General features: G+C 67.2%; 14 protein-coding genes. 5 read left to right on the top strand and 9 right to left on the bottom strand.

Annotation, left to right across the window (positions count from 1 at the left end; translation table 11 throughout):
• Window positions 1-29 precede the first annotated feature (29 nt).
• Window positions 30-2,144: a DNA topoisomerase IV subunit B gene (parE, locus tag RSD66_RS10650; protein ID WP_415287685.1), complete on the top strand. Its 2,115-nt coding sequence runs from the start codon at window positions 30-32 to the stop codon at window positions 2,142-2,144.
• 91 nt (window positions 2,145-2,235) lie between these two features.
• Window positions 2,236-4,053: a copper resistance system multicopper oxidase gene (locus tag RSD66_RS10655; protein ID WP_415287687.1), complete on the top strand. Its 1,818-nt coding sequence runs from the start codon at window positions 2,236-2,238 to the stop codon at window positions 4,051-4,053.
• Between the two features lie 101 nt (window positions 4,054-4,154).
• Here RSD66_RS10655 and RSD66_RS10660 read toward each other — a convergent pair whose 3' ends face one another.
• Entirely contained in the window at window positions 4,155-4,310 is a 156-nt protein-coding gene (locus tag RSD66_RS10660) for a hypothetical protein (protein WP_415287689.1), read from the bottom strand.
• A 3-nt stretch (window positions 4,311-4,313) separates the two neighbouring features.
• Here RSD66_RS10660 and RSD66_RS10665 point away from each other — a divergent pair, with 3 nt between their 5' ends.
• A complete protein-coding gene (locus RSD66_RS10665; protein WP_415287691.1) occupies window positions 4,314-5,234 on the top strand; it encodes a copper resistance protein B in 921 nt (306 codons plus the stop codon).
• An 18-nt stretch (window positions 5,235-5,252) separates the two neighbouring features.
• Here the strand turns inward: RSD66_RS10665 and RSD66_RS10670 are convergent, their stop codons facing one another.
• The 8 genes from RSD66_RS10670 to RSD66_RS10705 all read right to left on the bottom strand — a co-directional run bounded on the left by RSD66_RS10670 (window position 5,253) and on the right by RSD66_RS10705 (window position 16,168).
• Entirely contained in the window at window positions 5,253-5,831 is a 579-nt protein-coding gene (locus RSD66_RS10670; RefSeq protein WP_024354079.1) for a helix-turn-helix transcriptional regulator, read from the bottom strand.
• 395 nt (window positions 5,832-6,226) lie between these two features.
• Window positions 6,227-7,108 carry a hypothetical protein gene (locus RSD66_RS10675; protein ID WP_415287693.1) on the bottom strand — a complete coding sequence of 294 codons (882 nt, stop codon included), beginning with the start codon at window positions 7,106-7,108 and terminating at the stop codon, window positions 6,227-6,229.
• A gap of 16 nt (window positions 7,109-7,124) precedes the next feature.
• A complete protein-coding gene (locus RSD66_RS10680; RefSeq protein ID WP_415287694.1) occupies window positions 7,125-9,740 on the bottom strand; it encodes a fimbria/pilus outer membrane usher protein in 2,616 nt (871 codons plus the stop codon).
• Window position 9,741: 1 nt separating this feature from the next.
• Window positions 9,742-10,479, bottom strand: coding sequence for a fimbria/pilus periplasmic chaperone (locus RSD66_RS10685; protein WP_119412274.1), 738 nt, complete (start codon window positions 10,477-10,479; stop codon window positions 9,742-9,744).
• Between the two features lie 69 nt (window positions 10,480-10,548).
• Window positions 10,549-11,139: a hypothetical protein gene (locus RSD66_RS10690; RefSeq protein ID WP_346523357.1), complete on the bottom strand. Its 591-nt coding sequence runs from the start codon at window positions 11,137-11,139 to the stop codon at window positions 10,549-10,551.
• Between the two features lie 174 nt (window positions 11,140-11,313).
• Complete coding sequence (locus RSD66_RS10695; RefSeq protein ID WP_415287696.1) at window positions 11,314-13,599, bottom strand: ABC transporter permease; 2,286 nt, start codon at window positions 13,597-13,599, stop codon at window positions 11,314-11,316.
• Window positions 13,596-14,648 (bottom strand): HlyD family secretion protein, encoded by a 1,053-nt coding sequence (locus RSD66_RS10700; protein WP_415287697.1) that lies wholly within the window; start codon window positions 14,646-14,648, stop codon window positions 13,596-13,598. Before RSD66_RS10700 ends, RSD66_RS10695 begins: the two co-directional genes overlap by 4 nt.
• Window positions 14,645-16,168 carry a TolC family protein gene (locus RSD66_RS10705; RefSeq protein WP_415287698.1) on the bottom strand — a complete coding sequence of 508 codons (1,524 nt, stop codon included), beginning with the start codon at window positions 16,166-16,168 and terminating at the stop codon, window positions 14,645-14,647. Before RSD66_RS10705 ends, RSD66_RS10700 begins: the two co-directional genes overlap by 4 nt.
• 182 nt (window positions 16,169-16,350) lie before the next feature.
• Here RSD66_RS10705 and RSD66_RS10710 point away from each other — a divergent pair, with 182 nt between their 5' ends.
• Together RSD66_RS10710 and RSD66_RS10715 are read left to right on the top strand one after the other, a co-directional pair.
• On the top strand, window positions 16,351-18,027 hold the full coding sequence (locus RSD66_RS10710; RefSeq protein WP_415287699.1) for an FAD-binding dehydrogenase: 1,677 nt from the start codon (window positions 16,351-16,353) through the stop codon (window positions 18,025-18,027).
• A 21-nt stretch (window positions 18,028-18,048) separates the two neighbouring features.
• Entirely contained in the window at window positions 18,049-18,918 is an 870-nt protein-coding gene (locus tag RSD66_RS10715) for a bile acid:sodium symporter family protein (RefSeq protein WP_415287700.1), read from the top strand.
• Window positions 18,919-18,922: the final 4 nt, after the last annotated feature.

The following is an 18,922-nucleotide window of genomic DNA, read 5'->3' on the forward strand; positions in this document are numbered from 1 at the left end:
CCTGCCCCGAATCGCCGCAAAATGCCCTGATGGACGATCTGTTTTCCAAGCTCGACGACGCCGAACCGACCAAGCCCGCCGCTCCCACTGCGGCGCCCGCTCCTGCGGCGAAGCCCCCGGCGGCCCCTCTAGCGGCCATGCAGGCGGCGCCTGCGCCGGTGCATGAGTCCAAGGTCGAGCTGACGTCCCACGCCAGCACGGCGACGGCGGCCGCCACCGGCTATTCCGCCTCCTCGATCGAGGTGCTGGAGGGCCTGGAGCCCGTCCGCAAACGCCCCGGCATGTATATCGGCGGCACCGACGAGCGCGCCCTGCACCACCTGTTCGCCGAAGTGCTCGACAACGCGATGGACGAAGCCGTCGCCAAGCACGCCAAACTGATCACCGTCGATCTGGACGCCGACGGCTATCTGTCGGTGCGCGATGACGGGCGCGGCATTCCGGTCGATCCGCACCCGCGCCATCCGGGCAAGTCGGCGCTGGAAGTCGTCATGACGGTGCTGCACTCGGGCGGCAAATTCTCGGGCAAGGCCTATGAGACCTCGGGCGGCCTGCACGGCGTCGGCGTCTCGGTCGTCAACGCCCTGTCGGAAAGCCTGGACGTCACCGTCTGGCGCGACGGCTTCGAATGGCGCCAGTCCTTCAGCCGGGGCCTGTCGCAAGGCCCGATCCAGCAGGTCGGCCCGTCGAAGAAGAAGGGCACCCTGATCCGGTTCAAGCCGGACGAACAGATTTTCGGCGTCGGCGCGACCTTCAAGCCCGCCCGCCTGTTCCGCATGACGCGGGCCAAGGCCTATCTGTTCCGTGGCGTCGAAATCCGCTGGACCTGCGCCCCGGAGCGCATCACCGACCAGACGCCTGCTCAGGCGACCCTGCACTTCCCCGGCGGTCTGGCCGACGCCCTGGCCGAGCGCGTGGGCGAGATCGAGACCGTCACCCCAGTCTTCGCCGGGCGCGTCGAGCGCAAGGGCGAGGCCGGCGCGCTGGAATGGGCCGTCACCTGGTCGCCCATCGGCTTCGGCGACGCCGACAGCTTCGTCGCCTCCTACTGCAACACCGTCTCGACGCCCGACGGCGGCACGCACGAGGCCGGTTTCCGCGCGGCCCTGGTCAAGGGGCTGAAGGCCTATGGCGAGCTGATCAACGAGAAGCGCGCCGCCCAGATCACGGCCGAGGACGTCATCGCCAATGCGGGCGCCCTGATCTCCATCTTCATCCGCAACCCGGAATTCCAAGGCCAGACCAAGGACCGCCTGTCCTCGCCCGAGGGCGCGCGTCTGGCCGAACAACTGCTGCGCGACCCCTTCGACCACTGGCTGACCGAAAGCCCGAAACAGGCCAATGCCCTGCTCGGCTTCGTCGTCGACCGCGCCGAGGATCGCCTGCGCCGCCGCAAGGACAAGGAAGTCCAGCGCGCCGCCGCCACGCGCAAGCTGCGCCTGCCTGGCAAGCTGTCGGACTGTTCGCGTCAGGCCGCCGAGGGCACTGAACTGTTCATCGTCGAGGGCGACTCGGCCGGCGGCTCGGCCAAGCAGGCGCGCGACCGCACGACCCAGGCCATCCTGCCCCTGCGCGGCAAGATCCTGAACGTCGCGTCGGCCACGGCGGACAAGCTGCGCGCCAACGTCGAACTGACCGACCTGATGCTGGCGCTGGGCGTTCAGGCGGGCAGCCGCTTCAGCGTCGACGACCTGCGCTATGAGCGCGTGGTCATCATGACCGACGCCGACGTCGACGGCGCCCACATCGCGGCCCTGCTGATCACCTTCTTCTACCGCTCCATGCCGGACCTGATCCGTCAGGGGCGGCTCTATATGGCCCTGCCCCCGCTCTACCGGATTTCGGCCGGGGCGCTGTCGGAATACGCCCGCGACGACGACCACCGCGACGAGCTTCTGGCCACCGTATTCAAGGGCAAGAAAACCGAGATCGGCCGGTTCAAGGGTCTGGGCGAGATGATGGCCTCTCAGTTGAAAGAGACCACCATGGATCCGAAAAAGCGGACCCTGGCCCGCGTCTCCCTGCCCGACAGCGAGGAGGAGATCGAGGATCTGGTCGAGCGCCTGATGGGCCGCAAGGCCGAGGCCCGCTATCACTTCATCCAGGAAAACGCCCGCTTCGCCGTCGCCGACCTGGACGTCTGACCCGGCCCTTCCCGCGACAACTGCGCACGCTTGACCTTCCCCTTGTGGGAAGGCTCACAAACCGCGTCTGATTTCACGGGAAAGACGACGCATGGCCATCATCGGAACCGACCGGCGCAGCCTTCTGCGCGGCGCGGCTGGGGGTCTGGGCCTGCTGGCGGCGCAGGGGCTGGTTCCGGCCTGGGCGCGCAGCGGCACGACGGGACTGCGCGCCGACCTGCCGACCCTGCATGGCCCCGACGTGGCCTTGAGCGTCGGCCGTTCGCCCTTCACCGTCGGCGGGCGCACGGGTCATGCCGTGACCGTCAACGGCACGCTTCCGGCCCCGCTGATCCGCCTGCGCGAGGGACAGAACGTCCGCCTGTCGGTGACCAATCATCTGGACGAGGACACCTCGATCCACTGGCATGGCCTGCTGCTGCCGTTCCAGATGGACGGCGTGCCGGGCATCAGCTTCCCCGGCATCAAGCCGCACGAAACCTTCGTCTATGAGTTCCCGGTCAGGCAGTCGGGCACCTACTGGTATCACAGCCATTCCGGCCTGCAGGAAGCCATTGGCCATTTCGGCCCCATGATCATCGATCCGGCGGGAGCCGACCCGGTCGCCTATGACCGCGAACACGTCCTGGTCCTGTCGGACTGGAGCTTCCTGCATCCGCACGACATCCTCGACAAGCTGAAGAAGAGCCCCGGCTACTTCAACCAGCAGAAGACCACCCTGGCCGGACTGCTGGACGGGTCGGACCGCATGAGTCTGTCCGAGCGCCGCATGTGGGGCCAGATGCGGATGGATCCGCGCGATATTCTGGACGTCAACGGCACGACCTACACCTATCTGGTCAACGGCCACGGCCCCGACGAGAACTGGACCGGCCTGTTCCAACCGGGCGAGCGAGTGCGCCTGCGCATCATCAACGCCTCGGCCATGTCGATCTTCAACGTCCGCATCCCCGGCTTGGCCATGACCGTGGTTCAGGCTGACGGCGAACACGTTCAGCCGGTCGAGGTCGATGAGTTCCAGATCTCGGTCGCCGAGACCTATGACGTCATTGTCCGCCCGCAGGAAGACCGCGCCTACACCATCGTCTCCGAAGCCATCGACCGCTCGGGCATGGGCCGCGCCACCCTGGCGCCGCGCCTGGGCATGACGGCCGAGGTCCCGCCGCTGCGCCAGGTTCCGAACCTGACCATGAAGGACATGGGCATGGGCGGCATGAATCACGGCGGGATGGATCACGGCGAGATGGATCACGGCGACATGAACCATGGCGGAGCGGCCGGGATGGACCACTCAGGCCACGGCGCCGTCGCTGAGGCTGCTGCCGCCGCGCCGATGGATCACGGCGACATGAAGATGCGCGACCCGAACAACGCCCCGGCCGACATGGCGGTCGGCGTCGGCGTGGACATGATCTCGCCCAGCCCATCCAACCGTCTGGCCGACCGGCCGCAGGGGCTGGAAGACGTCGACCACCGCGTGCTCGTCTACGCCGACCTGCGCGCCCTGACGCCCAACAGGGACGCTCGCGCGCCCTCGCGCACGATGGAAATCCACCTGACCGGCAATATGGAGCGGTTCATGTGGGGCTTCGACGGCCGCAAATTCTCGGAGGTGGTCGAACCGATCCGCTTCGAGCTGAACGAGCGGGTGCGGGTGACGCTGGTCAACGACACCATGATGGCCCATCCCATCCACCTGCACGGCCACTTCTTCGAACTGGTCAACGGCCACGACGGCCACCAGCCGCTGAAGCACACGGTCAACGTCGCCCCCGGCGGCAAGGTCACTTTCGACCTGACGGCCGACGCGCCCGGCGACTGGGCCTTCCACTGCCACCTGCTGATGCACATGCATGCGGGCATGTTCAACGTCGTCACCGTGCGCCCGCTGGATGGAGCCGCCTCGTGAAGCCGCTAGCGCTCTCTCTGGCCCTCGCGCCCCTGATGCTGGCCGCTGGCGGCCCCGCCCTGGCGCAGAGCCACGCCGGTCATGCTGGGCACGCTGGTCATTCAAGCCAAGTCCCGGCGGCGTCCGCCCCGGCCGCCGCCCCAGCAGGCCACGGCATGGCTCCGGCTCAAAAACCGCAAGCCGATCCGCACGCCGGTCACGACATGGGCGGTCACGCTGGACACGGCGCCGCTCCGGCTGATCCCCATGCGGGTCATGACATGGCGCCTGCTCAAAATGCGCAGGCCGACCCGCACGCCGGTCACGACATGGGCGGTCACGCCGGGCATGACGCTGTCCAACCCCCCGATCCTCATGCCGGCCATGACATGGGCGCCATGCGCGGCGGACCGAACATCCCGACCAGCGTGGACGCTGTCGGCGGCCGCCTGGTCGAGACCCCGCCTCCGGCCGCCGCTCGCACTGCCCCGGCCCATGCCGCCGATCTGCTGTACGATCCCGCCGTCATGGCGGCGGCGCGCAAACAGCTTCTGGCCGAGAACGGCGACATCCGCTCGACGGCCGTCTTCATCGACGCCCTCGAGGCCGGGTTCGGAGACAGCGCCGACAGCTACCGTTGGAGCGCCCAGGGCTGGACCGGCGGCGACATCAACCGCTTCTGGTGGAAGACTGAGGGCGAAGGCGAGATCGACGGCAAGCTGCACGACGTCGAGGTCCAGGCCCTCTACAGCCGCGCCATCGCCCCCTTCTGGGACGTGCAGGCGGGCGTGCGCCAGGATTTCCGCCTGTATGGCGAGGATACGACCCACCTGACCGTCGGCGTCCACGGCGTGGCTCCCTACTGGTTCGAGATGGGGGCCGTCGCCTTCCTGTCGACCGAGGGCGACCTGACCGCCCGCGTCGAGGCCGAGTACGATCAGCGCATTACCCAGAAATGGATACTGCAACCCGCGCTCGAACTGGCGCTGTCGGCCAGCGACATCCCGGAACTGGAAATCGGCTCGGGCGTCACTTCAGTTACGGCGGGCCTGCGCCTGCGCTACGAGATCCGCAAGGAGTTCGCTCCCTACGTCGGCCTCGAATGGAGCCGTTCGCTGGGAGACACCGCCGACTACGCCAGGGCTCGCGGCCATGACCCCGAGGACACACGCCTCGTCGTCGGCGTCAAAGCCTGGTTCTGAGCCGTCTCAGCAGGCGGGTCAGCTCATCTGAAAGCTGAGCCGTAGGGCGCCGTTGATGCCCCTGACGCCCATGCGCATGCAGATCGAACGCAGGTGCGCCCGCACGGTATGGATCGACATGTCCAGCTTGCGGCCGATGTCCTTGGGCGTGGCGCCCGCGGTCAAGTGCAGCAGCACCGCCGTCTCGGCGCGGGTCAGGCCGAAGACCGCCCCCAGAGCCGTGATCTTGGCCAGATCCAGCGGTTTGACCGGCTGCGCCGTAGCGAACACCCGGCACGGCGCCTCGGGCGTCGTCATCAGATCCAGGATGCACCATTCGTCGTCGCCGGTGCGGAAAAGGATGCGTCCGCTCGTCCGATTTCCATGGGCCAGATCCCGCAACAGCGCGTCTAGCTCCGCCCGACTGCGATGCGCCGCACAGATGAACAGGCCGCGCGACCCCACCATGCCGCAATCGGCCAAGGCCCGCGCCTTGGCGTTGGTGCGCAGGACCCGGCCTTCCGTGTCGAGAATAAAACGGGCTGTATCGTCAGCCTCAAACCAGGCGTCGGCTTCCGGAAGATCACGAGGCGCTGAAGGAGAGTAGAACGTCCGCATATCGGCAAAAGTCGTCGCGGGTCGGCTTATCAACAACCCGTCCACAGGGCTCGCCGTGTCCGATCCAAGCGTTGTCGTGGTCTGCTCTCCCATCATCGCCCTAACCTCCCGCACGCCCGGCCCTACTGACCCATCAGCTCCGCGAAGCTGAACAGCGCATCCTCAGCAATCTCATTCTTGGACGCATAACAGCGAGTTTCAAGCTTCAAAATGAGAAACCGATATTTTAATAAGCTCTGCCTTAAAGATTCTACCTAGAGAACATCATCAACTTAGCTCAAGTCAAAATTTACGATGACTTTGATGCCACAACGAACACAGAACCTGATACCAAGAACACAACCTTTCTGGCACGAAATTTATTATGACCATTTAAAGTCCCAAAATGGGTCAGTCTACTTCGGGGAGATGTCTATGGTCAGAACATCCGCATAGCGGCCCTCCATAGCCCCGGCGACCGGACCCAGAACGAAGGTCATCGGAATGGAAATACCGGCCAGGGTCCGCGGCGGATCAATCTGTTTTGTCCACAGGGCCGACAGATCAACATCATCGCCATCCAGTTCGACCGTATAGGGCAAGGTCGGGGCGTTAGGCGCCTCTTCCACCCGATGCATGACGCCGCCATGCTGGGAGGCGATCGACACCGTCGCCAGGGTGTTGGCCCGGACCTGAAGGAATATCCGCCGCGTGACCCCGGCGATCGCCTCGCCGAAATCCACGACCTCGACGCTGGAGCCCGTGCCGAAAGCGCCCGCCGCCCCGGCCAGATTCAGTTGCGCTCTCGGCGTCGCCTGAAGGATCAGCCGCACCGGGATCGGCGCTCCGATCGGTTCGCCATCCGCCGTCTTCATCACCAGACGCAGGTTCACGCCGTATTCGCCGGCGTCCGCGACCGCTCCCTGCACCACAGCAGCGTCGAACTGCGCCTGCCCCTTGGCGCCTGCGGGAAGCTGATACTGAAACACGGCTGTCTGCACGTCGGCCATCTGCACGCCCGACGCCTCACGCGGTCGGAACTGCACGCCCACATTGCCCAGGACCACGCTGGTGACTTCAAGGCCGATGTCGTCGGTGAACGACATCCGCACATCGCAGGCGGCCTCGCCCCGGTTCTCCAGGCCGACGTCCAGCGCGCCGGATGACGGTCCGATGGCGAAGGGATTGTACTCGATCCGCACCGTCTGCGGTCCGTCCCGCACCGCCAGATCGCACGCCTGAGCCGATACGCTCGACGCCAGGGCTGCGGCCGCCAACAGGCCCGCTGTCCCGATCATCAGCCGCAGCCGCGCCTTATGACACAGGGCCGGGGGTTTTGATTTCTCCCACATCGCTTACTCCTTCCGCGTTGTCCGGGATGACGAATTCCCCCACTGTCCGCCCCTTGATCACCAGTCGATAGCGTCCGGGGGCCAGGCCGTCGGCGATGAACCGCCCATTGCGATTGGTGAAGAAGGGTTTGCCCTGCGCTTCGTCCTGAGCCTCGGCCGCCACGATCAGGCCGCCCATCAGGGCGACCGGCCCCTCGGGGGAGATCAGATAGCCGCGCGCCGTGTGCGAAGCGTCGCTGCCGACGACGAAACGATAGCCGTTGCCGAAACCAGGGAATGCCGAGATCACGCCGGAGCCCAGGTCATAGCCTTCCGGCAGGGGGTCGACCTCCAGCTCATAGCGCCGCACGCCATAGCCGCGATCGACGCCCGCCAGCGCCGGGCCGAACCAGCCGCTGTTGGCGACCGGATAGCCGCTGGAGTCCGTCAGGCTGACGCGCGCGCCTTTCAACGTCGGGTGGCCGGTGGCGATGACGAAACCTTCGCGCGCCGAGCGTCCGATGCCGAAGGCGCCGTCCGCATAGCCGATCATGGTCGAGACCCGCCACAACGACTCCTGCCGCGTCTGTCCGTCGGTCAGGTTGGAGACGAGCCGATTGGAGACGATCTCCGCATCGAAGCGGTTGTTGATGTAGCGCAGGTCGCCCGCGATGGTCTGCTGCGTCCCGTCCTCAGAGAAGCGCAGATCGCCGCTCAGATCGTTCAACCGACCTGTAGCGGCCCGCGAAATGCCCACCTCGCGCAGGTCGTTCTGGGTGTCGTACCGGGCCACGCCGCTCCACCGCCCCCCGAAACGAGTGGTCAGGTTGATGCCGAACCGCGTGTCGTCGCGGCCGTCCAGGGCGGTCGTGCGTTGCACCGTCATATTGACGCCGAAACGACGGAAGGTGCGGCCGAAGTTCAGGTTCAGATCGGTTCGATCCCGCTCGCCCCGCCCCTTCACATAGGCCGCACCGAACCCCAGCGTATAGGCGCGGAACCGCAACAACGCCTGACCGGCCGCACGCCACTGCTCACGGTTGAAGGCTGTGTTCTCAAAGACATTCTGAAAATAACGGCTGGTCGCCTGTACCGACGCCACAAGGCGAAGATCCACCTCTCGCCCGAACGTCGTCTCGCGCAGATAGTCGATCGAGGCGATATAGCCCTGCTCGTCGGTGTCGCCGTTATGACTGACGGCGGCGCTCGCCTGGACCAGTCCGAGGCGGCTGCCCCACACGGCCAGACCGCCGGCCTGGGCGCGCCCCTGAGCCAATTGAGCGTTGGCCCCGAGAGTCAGCACGTCGCTGATCCCCTTGCGGACAAAGCCCGACGCGGCCAGCGACGAGCCGTATTCCAGCGATCCGCCCTCCTCCAGCACGCCCGCCGACACGCCGAAGTCCACTACGCCGGGGTCCAGCAGTCCCGCGCCGCCGAACAGATCGAACACGGCGATCTCTCTTTGACCCGTATTGTCCTCGATCAGCAGCCGAACGGTGTTGGCGCCCTGGCCGAACGGAAAGTCGCCCAGCGAATAAGGCCCGGCGTCCAGCCGCAACCGCTCGATGATCACTCCATTGACCTCAACCACCACCAGGGCGGGGCGATCCAGCACGAACTGCCGCCGTCCGGCCGGACGCACGTTCTGAAAGGGCCGAATGGTCGAATAGGCGCGCGCCGCCGACAGGCCCAGAAACCGTCGCGATCCCTGAAAGCTCTCGACTGGCGGAGCGAACTCGCCCGCGGTCAACCGCACCGCCGACTGGAACAGGTCCTTGGTCAGTCGGATTTCACGGCGGCGCCAACGCTCATCGGATGATGCGCCGTCATAGTCGACGCCCGCCGTCAGCGTCACGCCGTCGAAGCCGCCGAAATTGGCGAACATGTCGATCCCGCCCGAGAGCGGCGCGAACCGGCTTTCGGTGTGGGAATACTGCTGCGCCATCGTGATATTGGCGCCGGCCGCGAAGTTGGAGGGCTGGTCAAAGGCCGCCGGATCGACCAGCTCATTGCGATTGAAGCTGACATCGCGACGCGCCCGCGCCCCGGCCGAGAGTTCGGCCACAAAGGTCAGCGCCAGAGGATCAAAACTCAGGGAAAAGCCTTCGTCTCGCAGGTCCGCCATGTTGACGCGTTTCTGCGACGCAATGATCGTCTTCAGCCGATCGCGCTGGGCGGGCGCCAGACTGGGGCCCAGAAGGTCCATCAGCGCCTGCGCGTCGACCACACCCTCGCCCTGTAGATCCACCTCCCCCGCCAGATCGCCCAGATAGCGGCCATCAAGGGTCAACGGCCCCTGGATGGGACTCAGCACCGGGTTGGGCCGGGCGGACGGCGTCTGATCCTGAGGTCCGCCGGCCACCGCGTCGAGCGCGGGGGGAACACTCGACGCGGCGCCGGCGGCGAGCAGGACGTCAGGGGCGCCTCGCTCGACCGGGACTACGGCGGCGGCGCCGTAGGTGACTTCGGAATAGTTGGGCGCCGTGCGGATGACCTCATCTCCCGCGAACGGCGTTTCAGCATTGCTCGCCGACGCGACGCTGCCGCCCAGACAGGCCGCAGCGCCGAGGCGCCGCCAGATCCGATTGGAGCCGGGCATCTCACAGCAGCACGATCGAGGCGGTCACATCGCCGCTGGCGCCTGCCGCCAACGCCGCAGGGATACGCATATTACGCGTGGCGCCGCCCGCCATCACGCTGACCTCGCCGACATCAACCTCGGCGGCAGGAATCTCATGCGCCTTGCCGTCCGCCGTCTTGAGCGTGAAACGCGCCTCGCGCAGGTGAGCGAACCCGTCGCCCGTATTGCGCGCTGTCAGCAGGATGTCGCCATTCGCCGCGCGAGAAGCGGAGGTCACCTCGACCGCCGCCCTGGCGCTGGCCGGCGCCACAAAAACATAGGTATTGATCGTGAAGGCCAGTTTGACGTCAGCGCCCGCTTCGTCCTCGCCGGTGACCGCCTGCATGTCGATCGGCAATTGCGCCGCCCGCACAAGGTACATCCGGCCCTGCGGCGCGCTGTCGCCCAGATAGCGCACCTGCACCACCTGCTCGCGATTGGGCGGAATGACGGACTGGACCGGAAAGACCCCGATGTCGTCGTCTTCTGGAACTAGGCTGCGGGCGCCGTTTTCATCGACCTGCATCCGATAGACTTCGATCTCCACGGTGGCCGGCGCCGTGGCCGTATTGCGCACGGTCAGTCGGTAGCTGGATCCGCTTCCTGAAGGCGTGATCTTGGCCACCATCGGCGAGACATCCATGGCGCGCGTACCGGACGCCGGCGTCATGGCCATCATCAGGCAGAGCACTGAAGCTGCGACGACTTGAAATCTCATGACTGCATCTCCCCTGCAGTAATGTGAAAAGAAAACGGGGAGCCTTGCGGGCTCCCCGTTCTGGCTCGATCAAGCCGGGTTCAGCGAGAAGGTGAAGACCTCCGTATAGGTGCCGGCCGGAGCCGACGCCGCGCCCGGACCGGACGGCGCAGCCGCGCAGCCCGACGAACCGGGGGTCGTGTCGCCCTGAGTGCCGCCGACGCCGGGGCCGCCCGGAACGTTGTAGCAAAGGTTCAGGAACAGATCGGCGAAGATGCCGTCGGCCAGAGCCTGGCTATAGCCGCCCGAGTCGGTGACCACCGCCGGGCTGCCCGGCCAGGTGTCCTGAGCCGGGAAGCCCAGGCTCGGCACTTGCTGGACGACCAGGTCCCAGTCGTAGTTGATCAACACGCCATCGGCCGACTTGAAGTCGCCGTTCTGGGCGCTGGACGTCAGCTTGGCGCCGGTCGGAGCGTTACACGACATCCGCAGGGTCGTGACTTTCTGGCGCGCGCCATTGGCCACGGCGACATTGCCGCCAGCCACGTTGGCCAGGCCGATGCCGCAGAAGTTGGTCACGCTGGTGCTGACCGTCACATTGGTCTGAGCACTGGAAACACCAGGCAGAGCCAGCAGGGCTGCTGCGGCGGTGGCGGCCGCAGTCATCATCAAAGTACGCATCTTCGCCTCCGGGAATGGGTTGTTTAACGAGACCCCAGACTGTCGATTCCGATGTCTGGACTTGCGGCTGATCGCCACAATCTCGCCATTTACAACCTGTCCCGAAGACCAACATCCCCAAGGTTGCTACTCATCTTGGACTAGTCAATTTTAACTAATCATTCACCACTATGACTACGCCGCGCTGCTGCGCGGAGGACCGAGCAGCAGCCACAGGGCGCCGAAGATCACCGCCAGCGCAGCGAGCCCCACCGCCTGCGGAGCGACCTCCCCCAGACCAGCGCCCATCGCGTTCATCGGCACGAAGGCCTGGACGGCGGCGGTCGACGGCGACAGATGGGCCAACCAGACCAGCAGCTTGGGCATCATGAAATGCGGCCAGGCCGCACCCGTCAGAAAGAACAGAGGCGCCGAGGTTCCGACCAGCACCTGAAGCACCCGCTCGTGACGATCGAACAAGCCGCCCAGCAGCAGCCCCAGCGCTGAGACCCCGGCCGCGAACACCGGCGACAGCAGGATGACCCCGCCCAGATCGCCGCCGCGCGGATAGTCCTGCACCCAGAAGACGAAACCGAAATAGAACAGGCAGGACGCCGTGCCGATCGCCGTCAGCGCCAGCCACAGGCCCAGTCTCGCACTGCGTCGCATGGGGGCCGCGCCGGTCTCGCGGCGCAGGGCGGCAATGACGCCGGCGCCCAGCAGCAAGGTCTGCTGCAGGATGATCAGACTGACCGCCGGCACCGCGTAATCGCCATACCCTTCCGTCGGATTGAACAGGGACTCCTGCTTCAGCGTCGGCGCCAGTTTTGCCGCGCGTGCGGCCTGAGGCAGGCCCTCCAGCCGCGTCTCGGCGACGTGGGCGGCGGCAGCCGCGACCGCCTTGCCAACAGAGGTGACCCGGACCAGATAGCCGCCGTTCAGCCAGACGGCGACGCCGCTGGGGGCTCCGCGCGCCAGATCGCTCTCAAACCGGTCAGGCAGGATGACGACGCCGTCCACCACCCCTCGCCGCATCAGGTCGGACGCCTCGGCGGTCGAAGGGATCACGGCGGCGACCTCGACCGCGTGGGAGGCGTTGAGGTCTTCGACCAGGGCGCGGGTCAGGGCGCTCTGCGTCGGCGTCACCACGGCGACCGGCAGGCCCGTCGCCGCCTGCCCGGCATAGGCGGCCGGATAGTAGAAGGCGTACAGGACCACAGCCAGGATCAGCAGGCTGCTGACCGGCCGGGCGCGCGGCAGATTGCGGAATGTGGCGATGAAAGTAGCGCCCACGCCCTGTTCCGGCAGGGGAAAGGCCAGCGCCTCGGCCTTGGGCGCGCGGCGGGCGCGCAGGCCGATCAGCACGGCGGCCAGGATCAGGGCGATCACGGTAACGACGCTCAGGATCGTCAGATCGCGCCAGGCCCCGCCGGGCGCTGCTCCGGTCACCATCTGGCCGGTCTGCAGCCGAAGATAGTGGGTGTAGGGCAGGATATCGCTCCAGATTCGGGCGAACCGCGGCCCGTGATCCAGCGGCAGGGTTCCGTTCGAGAAGGCGATGGCCGCGCCCGAATAGATGGCAGTGCCCGAGAATGCCATGTCGACCTCCCCCAGCAGGGCGACCAGCAGGGCCGACAGGGCGACGCTGACCGCCATCAGGGCGACCACGCCCAGCATCAGCAAGGGCAAGGACCCCGCCACGCCCCAGCCCCTGATCCCGCACAGCCAGCCGATCCAGGCCAGCCCCCACAGGGTGAAGATGACGAAATGCGGGATCAGCGTCCCGATCAGGGCCGCCGTCGTCCGTCCCCCGGTCTGGGCCTTGAACGCCTGGAACGAGCCGCCCTGCATCAGCCGTCCGACCGCCAGCACCGCCGAACAGGCCGCCAGCAGGTGCAGCACGCCGGGCGCCAGCAGGCCGCCGAGGAACAGCTCGAAGCTCAGCTGCGGATTGCCGATGATCGACACCTGGACGGCGGGCGGCTCCAGCGCCGTGGCGGGCAGGCCCATCTGGCGCGCGCGCTCCTCCAGTCGTGGCGCAGCAGCCGAGGCGATGGCCGACGACTGGCCCAGAGCCGACAGGGCGCCCACGGTCTGGAAGGCGCCGTTGAACGACACCGTCACCTGCTCCGGACGACGGAAGGCGCCTTCGCTGAAGCCCGAGGGAAAGTGAGCGATGCTGTAGACCTCGCCGCGCCGCATCAGGGCTACGGCCTCATCCACCGTCGCCGGGGCGTGGGCCACCCGCAGGCCGGGGCTGGCCTCCATGTTGCGGATCGCCGCACGGCTGAAGGCCGAGTTGTCCTGATCCACCACGGCGACCGGGGCCTGACGGATCACGCCGGGCGCCAGCATGGCCGCGATCACCGCCAGCAGGATCAGCGGCAGGCCGAAGGCGACGAAGGCGTCCCACGGCCGGGTCGCCAGCCGCCGCGCCTCGTCCTGAACGGCCGCAAGAAAGACGGCCGCCCCGCCCTTCATCGCGCCGACCAGTCGAACAGGACGCTCATGCCCGGCCGCAGGCCCTCGATCGGCCGGACAGGCTTGGCCTTCACCTGGAAGCTGCGGACATCATAACCGCTGGACTGCCGGGTCGAGCGCCATGTGGCGAACTCGCCCTGCGGGCTGATGGCGGTGACGCGGAAAGCCGCGCCCTTTACGCCCAGCGCGGGTACGTCCCCGCGCACGGTCGCGCCGATCTTCAGCTCGCGGAACTGGTCCTCGCGCACGCTGAAAGCGACCCACGGATCAGACGTGTCGACGATGGTTAACACCGGCACCCCCGTCAGCACCAGCTCGCCGACATTGGCGAAGCGTTCCGACACCTCGCCGCCATGCGGAGCGGTCAGACGGGTCTCGCCCTGCAGGCTTTCGACCTCGGCGACGGCGGCGCGGGCGCCGCTGACGTTGGCGTCGGCGACCGACTTCTCCTGCGGACGGGTTCCGGCCTGCGCCTTCAGATACTGCTGGCGCGCGGCCTCGGACTGAGACGCCGTTGCGGCGCGGGCGGCCACCGCCTCGTCGCGGCGCTGGGCGGAAATGACGCCCTCGGCGAACAGGTTTTCGGCCCGGCGCGCGGTCTGATCGGCCAGACGGGCCGTCGCCTGTGACGCGCGCCAGATGGACTCGACCGTCTGCACGTCCTCGGCGCGGGCGCCCTCGCGGCTCATGGACTGGATGGCCTGCGTCGACTGCAGCAGGGCCCGCGCCTGAGCATCCTTGGCCTCGACCTCGGGGCTGCTCATCAGCGCCAGCTCCTGGCCAGCCGTCACCTGATCGCCTTCCGCCGCCATAAAGCGTTCGACGCGGCTGGGCACCTTGGTGGCGACGGTGAAGGTCTCGGCCTCGACCATGCCCTGCACCTGATCCGGCGCCGGACGGGCGGCCAGGAACAGACCCACGACGATGAAGATCAGCAACAGCGCCACCCCCGCCGCGACTATCAACGGCAGAAGCGGACGGCGCTGCTTCGGCGGCGGCGCCTCGGCGGGTTTGGGCGGCGTATAGGCCGATGAAGGCGTCTCGCTCATGGGGCGCTGATCCGGTCGTCGCGTTGCAGATAATCGTTCAGGGTCTGGCCGTTGCCCGACGTCGCCAACAGCGCCGCCAGGCTCAGATCGTATTCATAGGCCGCAGCCGCCCGTTGCAGGCGCGCGGTTCCCAACAGGTTGCGGGCGTCGATCACCGACGCGGCCGTCGCCTCGCCCTCGCGGAAGCCGACCTCCTGCACGCGCAGGTTCTCGCGCGCGGCCTCCAGACTGCTGTCCATGCTCAGGAATTGCCGCCGGGCCAGATCGACCTGATTATAGGCGCGCGTGACCATCAGCCGGGCGTCGTCGCGGGCCTTGCGCTCCATCTGAGACGCCGCCGAGGCCTGGGCGCGCGCGGCGCCGAGCAGCCGTCGCCGGTCCACCGAAGACATCAGGGTGTAGCGGGCGCCCAGGCCAAAAGCCCAGTCAGGCTCGGTCGGCAGGGAATCATCGGGGTTCATGTTGTAGGTCCCGAAGGCGAACACCGACGGCTTCAGTCGCGAGGCCGCCAGATCAGCCCCCGCCTCGGCCAGATCGCGCCCCGCCTGCGCCTGAATGACCCGCGCGTTCGACTGCCCCGCGCTGTCCAGAAACAGGTCGGCCGGCCCTACCGGACCGCGATTGACGAACAGCGGCGTGGTCGGCGTCGCCCCGTCCTCAAGGTCCGTCACGCGCGCCAGCGAGGCGACGGCGTTTTCATGCTCCAGCTCGGCGCGGTTGACCTGGCGCTGAGCGGCGTCGCGCGCCACCTCGACCTGAAGCGTCTGGGCGCGGCTGAGGAAACCCTCGCTCTCCATACGGCGCGCGTTGTTCAGATGCAGATCAAAGCCGTCGCGCGTATCGATGGCGATCTTCAGCGCCTCGGCCGCCAGCACCTGGCCGAAATAGGCCTGGGCCAGACCCATGCCTTCCAGATCGACGGCTTCCCGACGCTTGGCTTCGGCCAGATCAAGATTGGCCTCCGCCGCCCGACGCAGGGCCGGAATGGCGCCGCCGGTATAGATGGGCTGAAGCGCCGTCACCGTCGGGCGAAACGTCGTATCGTCCACCTGCAGCCGTATGTCGTGCGGCAGGGCGGCGAAAATCTCCGGCAGAGCCGCCTGCAGCCTCCGCTCCACGACGCCCAGAACATCGCCCGGCACGCCGGGCAGACCTGAAATCAGACCCGGAATGGCCGCGCTGATGTCGGACTGCGCCCGGTCCAGCGGCTCGCCCAGCGACAGGTCGAACGTCTTGCGATAGCGGATCAGCTGAGCGTCCAGCGACACCGTCGGTCGGTTCAGGCCGTCTGCCGCGCGCGCCTGAGCCTCCGCCGCCTCCACCGCATAACCCGCGGCCCGGTTCAGGCTGGACGTCGAACGCAGCCGCGCCTCAGCCTCTGCATAGCTCAACGGGGTGCGGGACGCTTCGGCGTTTCGGGGCGCAGATGCGGTCAGTTGCGCCTGCGGCTCCGCCTCCTGGCTGCTCGCCATCGGCCCCGCAGCCAGCGCGACGCACAGCCCGACCCCACTGATCATCATCGCTTCACCCCGTATCACGTCCGACCCCAACGATCCTGACGCGCCGCCGTTGCGTCAAGCAAGCAGGGGAGCGGGCTGCTGCGAGACGAAACAGCCTAGCTGCTGTTGCTCTCGACCCTAGACAGTACTAACTTCAATGTCAGTACTATATTCAACCGCCTCTCAACCGAAATGGAGCATTCATGGACGCCGATGTCATCGTCGTAGGCGCCGGTCTCGCTGGTCTGGCGGCCTGTCATGAGCTGGTGACGGCGGGCCAGCGCGTCGCCCTGATCGATCAGGAGAATGCAGGCAATCTAGGCGGTCAGGCCTACTGGTCGTTCGGCGGATTATTCCTGGTCGACTCGCCTGAACAGCGGCGTCTGGGCGTGCGAGACAGCCTCGACCTGGCCTGGCGTGACTGGCAGGGCAGCGCCGGATGGGACCGACTTGAAGGGCCGGGCGCCGAAGATGAATGGGCTGCGCGATGGGGCCGGGCCTATGTCGAGTTCGCCGCCGGCGAGAAGCGCAGCTGGCTGCGGCAGCTCGGCGTGAAGCTGACTCCGATGGTCGGGTGGGCCGAGCGCGGCGGCGGGACCGCCTTCGGCCACGGCAATTCCGTGCCCCGCTTTCATGTCGCCTGGGGAACCGGCACCGGGGTGTCCGAGCCGTTCGCCGACAGGGCCAGGGATGCGGCGAAACAAAATAGACTGACGTTTCATCACCGACGTCGCGTCGATCATCTGCTGGTAGAGGGCGGCCGCGTCGTCGGCGTCAGCGGCGCGGTCCTGGCCCCGGATGATGCGCCGCGCGGGGCGCCGACGAACCGCACCGTCATCGGCGACTTCACCCTGAAGGCGCCCGCAGTGATCCTGGCGACCGGCGGCATAGGCGGCAATCACGAACTGGTCCGGCGATACTGGCCTGAACGGCTGGGCGCGCCGCCGCGCGAAATGATCACCGGCGTCCCCGCCTATGTCGACGGCCGGATGCTGGACATCGCCGCTGAGGCCGGGGCCCGCCTCGTGAACCGAGACCGCATGTGGCACTATGTCGAAGGGGTGCGGAACTGGGCGCCGATCTGGCCCCGGCACGCCATCCGCATCCTGCCCGGCCCCTCGCCTCTGTGGTTCGACGCCCTGGGTCGGCGCCTGCCCCATCCCGCCCTGCCCGGCTATGACACCATGGCGACGCTGAAACACCTGCGCACTACGCCCGATCTGGCGGCGTACGACCATTCCTGGTTCATCGTCACCGAGACGATGCTGGCCAAGGAATTCGCTCTGTCGGGATCGGAACAGAACGCCGACATCACCAACCGCAATCTTCTCGGCGTCCTGCGTTCGCGTCTGGGCAAGGGCGCGCCGAAGGAGGTGGCCGCCTTCCGCGACAAGGGCGCCGACTTCGTCGTCGCTGATGATCTGGAGACGCTGGTGGCGAAGATGAACGGACTCACCGAGCAACCGCTGCTCGACCCGGCCCTGATCCGCCGCCAGATCGAGGATCGCGACGCCCAGATGGACAATCCCTACGCCAAGGACGTTCAGGTTCAGGGCATTCACAACAGCCGACGCTACAAAGGCGACCGCTGGGCGCGCACCTCGGCGCCGCACAAGGTGCTGGATCCGCAGGCGGGGCCGCTGATCGGCGTCAAGCTGCACGTGCTGACGCGAAAGTCGCTGGGCGGACTTCAGACGGACCTGTCCAGCCGCGTCTTGACGCCCGACGGCGCTGTGCTGGAAGGTCTCTATGCTGCAGGCGAAGCCGCTGGTTTCGGCGGCGGCGGCCTGCATGGTTACAACGCTCTGGAAGGCACCTTCCTGGGCGGATGCATCTTCTCCGGGCGAGCGGCGGGACGGGCGCTCTCCGGGCGGAACTGACGACAACAGGGGGAATGACCTATGGGCTCGCCGTTGACCCTGATCGGGCTGCCGATCGCGCTGGGCATCATCATGTTCGGCCTGGGCCTGAGCTTGACGCCATCCGATTTCGTCCGGGTGGGCCGACAGCCGAAGGCGGCGGCTGTAGCGCTGGCCTGTCAGTTGCTTCTGCTGCCGGCGATCTGCTTCGCCCTGGTGCTTGCGTTCCGGCTGCCGCCGATCCTGGCGGTCGGCATGATGCTGCTGGCGGCCTCGCCCGGCGGGACAACGGCCAACCTCTATAGCCACCTGTTCCGCGGCGATGTGGCCCTGAACATCAGTCTGACGGCGATCAACTCCGTCATCGCCGTCGTGACCCTGCCGGTCATCGTCAACCTGGCCGTGGCCTATTTCCAGCCCGGCGACATGAAGGTCGGCCTGCAACTGACCAAGACCCTCGAGGTCTTCATGATCGTGCTGGTTCCCGTGGCTCTGGGGATGCTGGTGCGCGGCCTGAAACCCGGCTTCGCCCAGGCGATGGACAGGCCGGTGCGTATCGCCTCCATCCTGATCCTGACGCTGGTGATCCTGGGCGCAGCAGCGTCCAGCCTGGATGTGCTGCTCGCCAACTTCCAGGCCCTGGCGGGGATCGTCATCCTGTTCTGCCTGTTCAGCCTGGGCATAGGTTTCGCCGTGCCCCGCCTGCTGAAGATCGAACGCCCGCAGGCCATCGCCAGCGCCTTCGAGGTCGGGCTGCACAACGCCACCCTCGCCATCGTCATCGCCCAATCGGTGCTGCGCAGCCCGGAGATGACCCTGCCCGGCGCCGTCTATGGCGTGCTGATGTTCCCGCTGGCGGCGGCGTTCGGCCTGCTGATCACCCGCAAGCGCGCAGCAGCCGTCGCACGCTGAACGA

Origin of the sequence: Brevundimonas sp. S1H14, from assembly GCF_047716865.1 — a bacterium.
Lineage (GTDB): Bacteria > Pseudomonadota > Alphaproteobacteria > Caulobacterales > Caulobacteraceae > Brevundimonas > Brevundimonas naejangsanensis.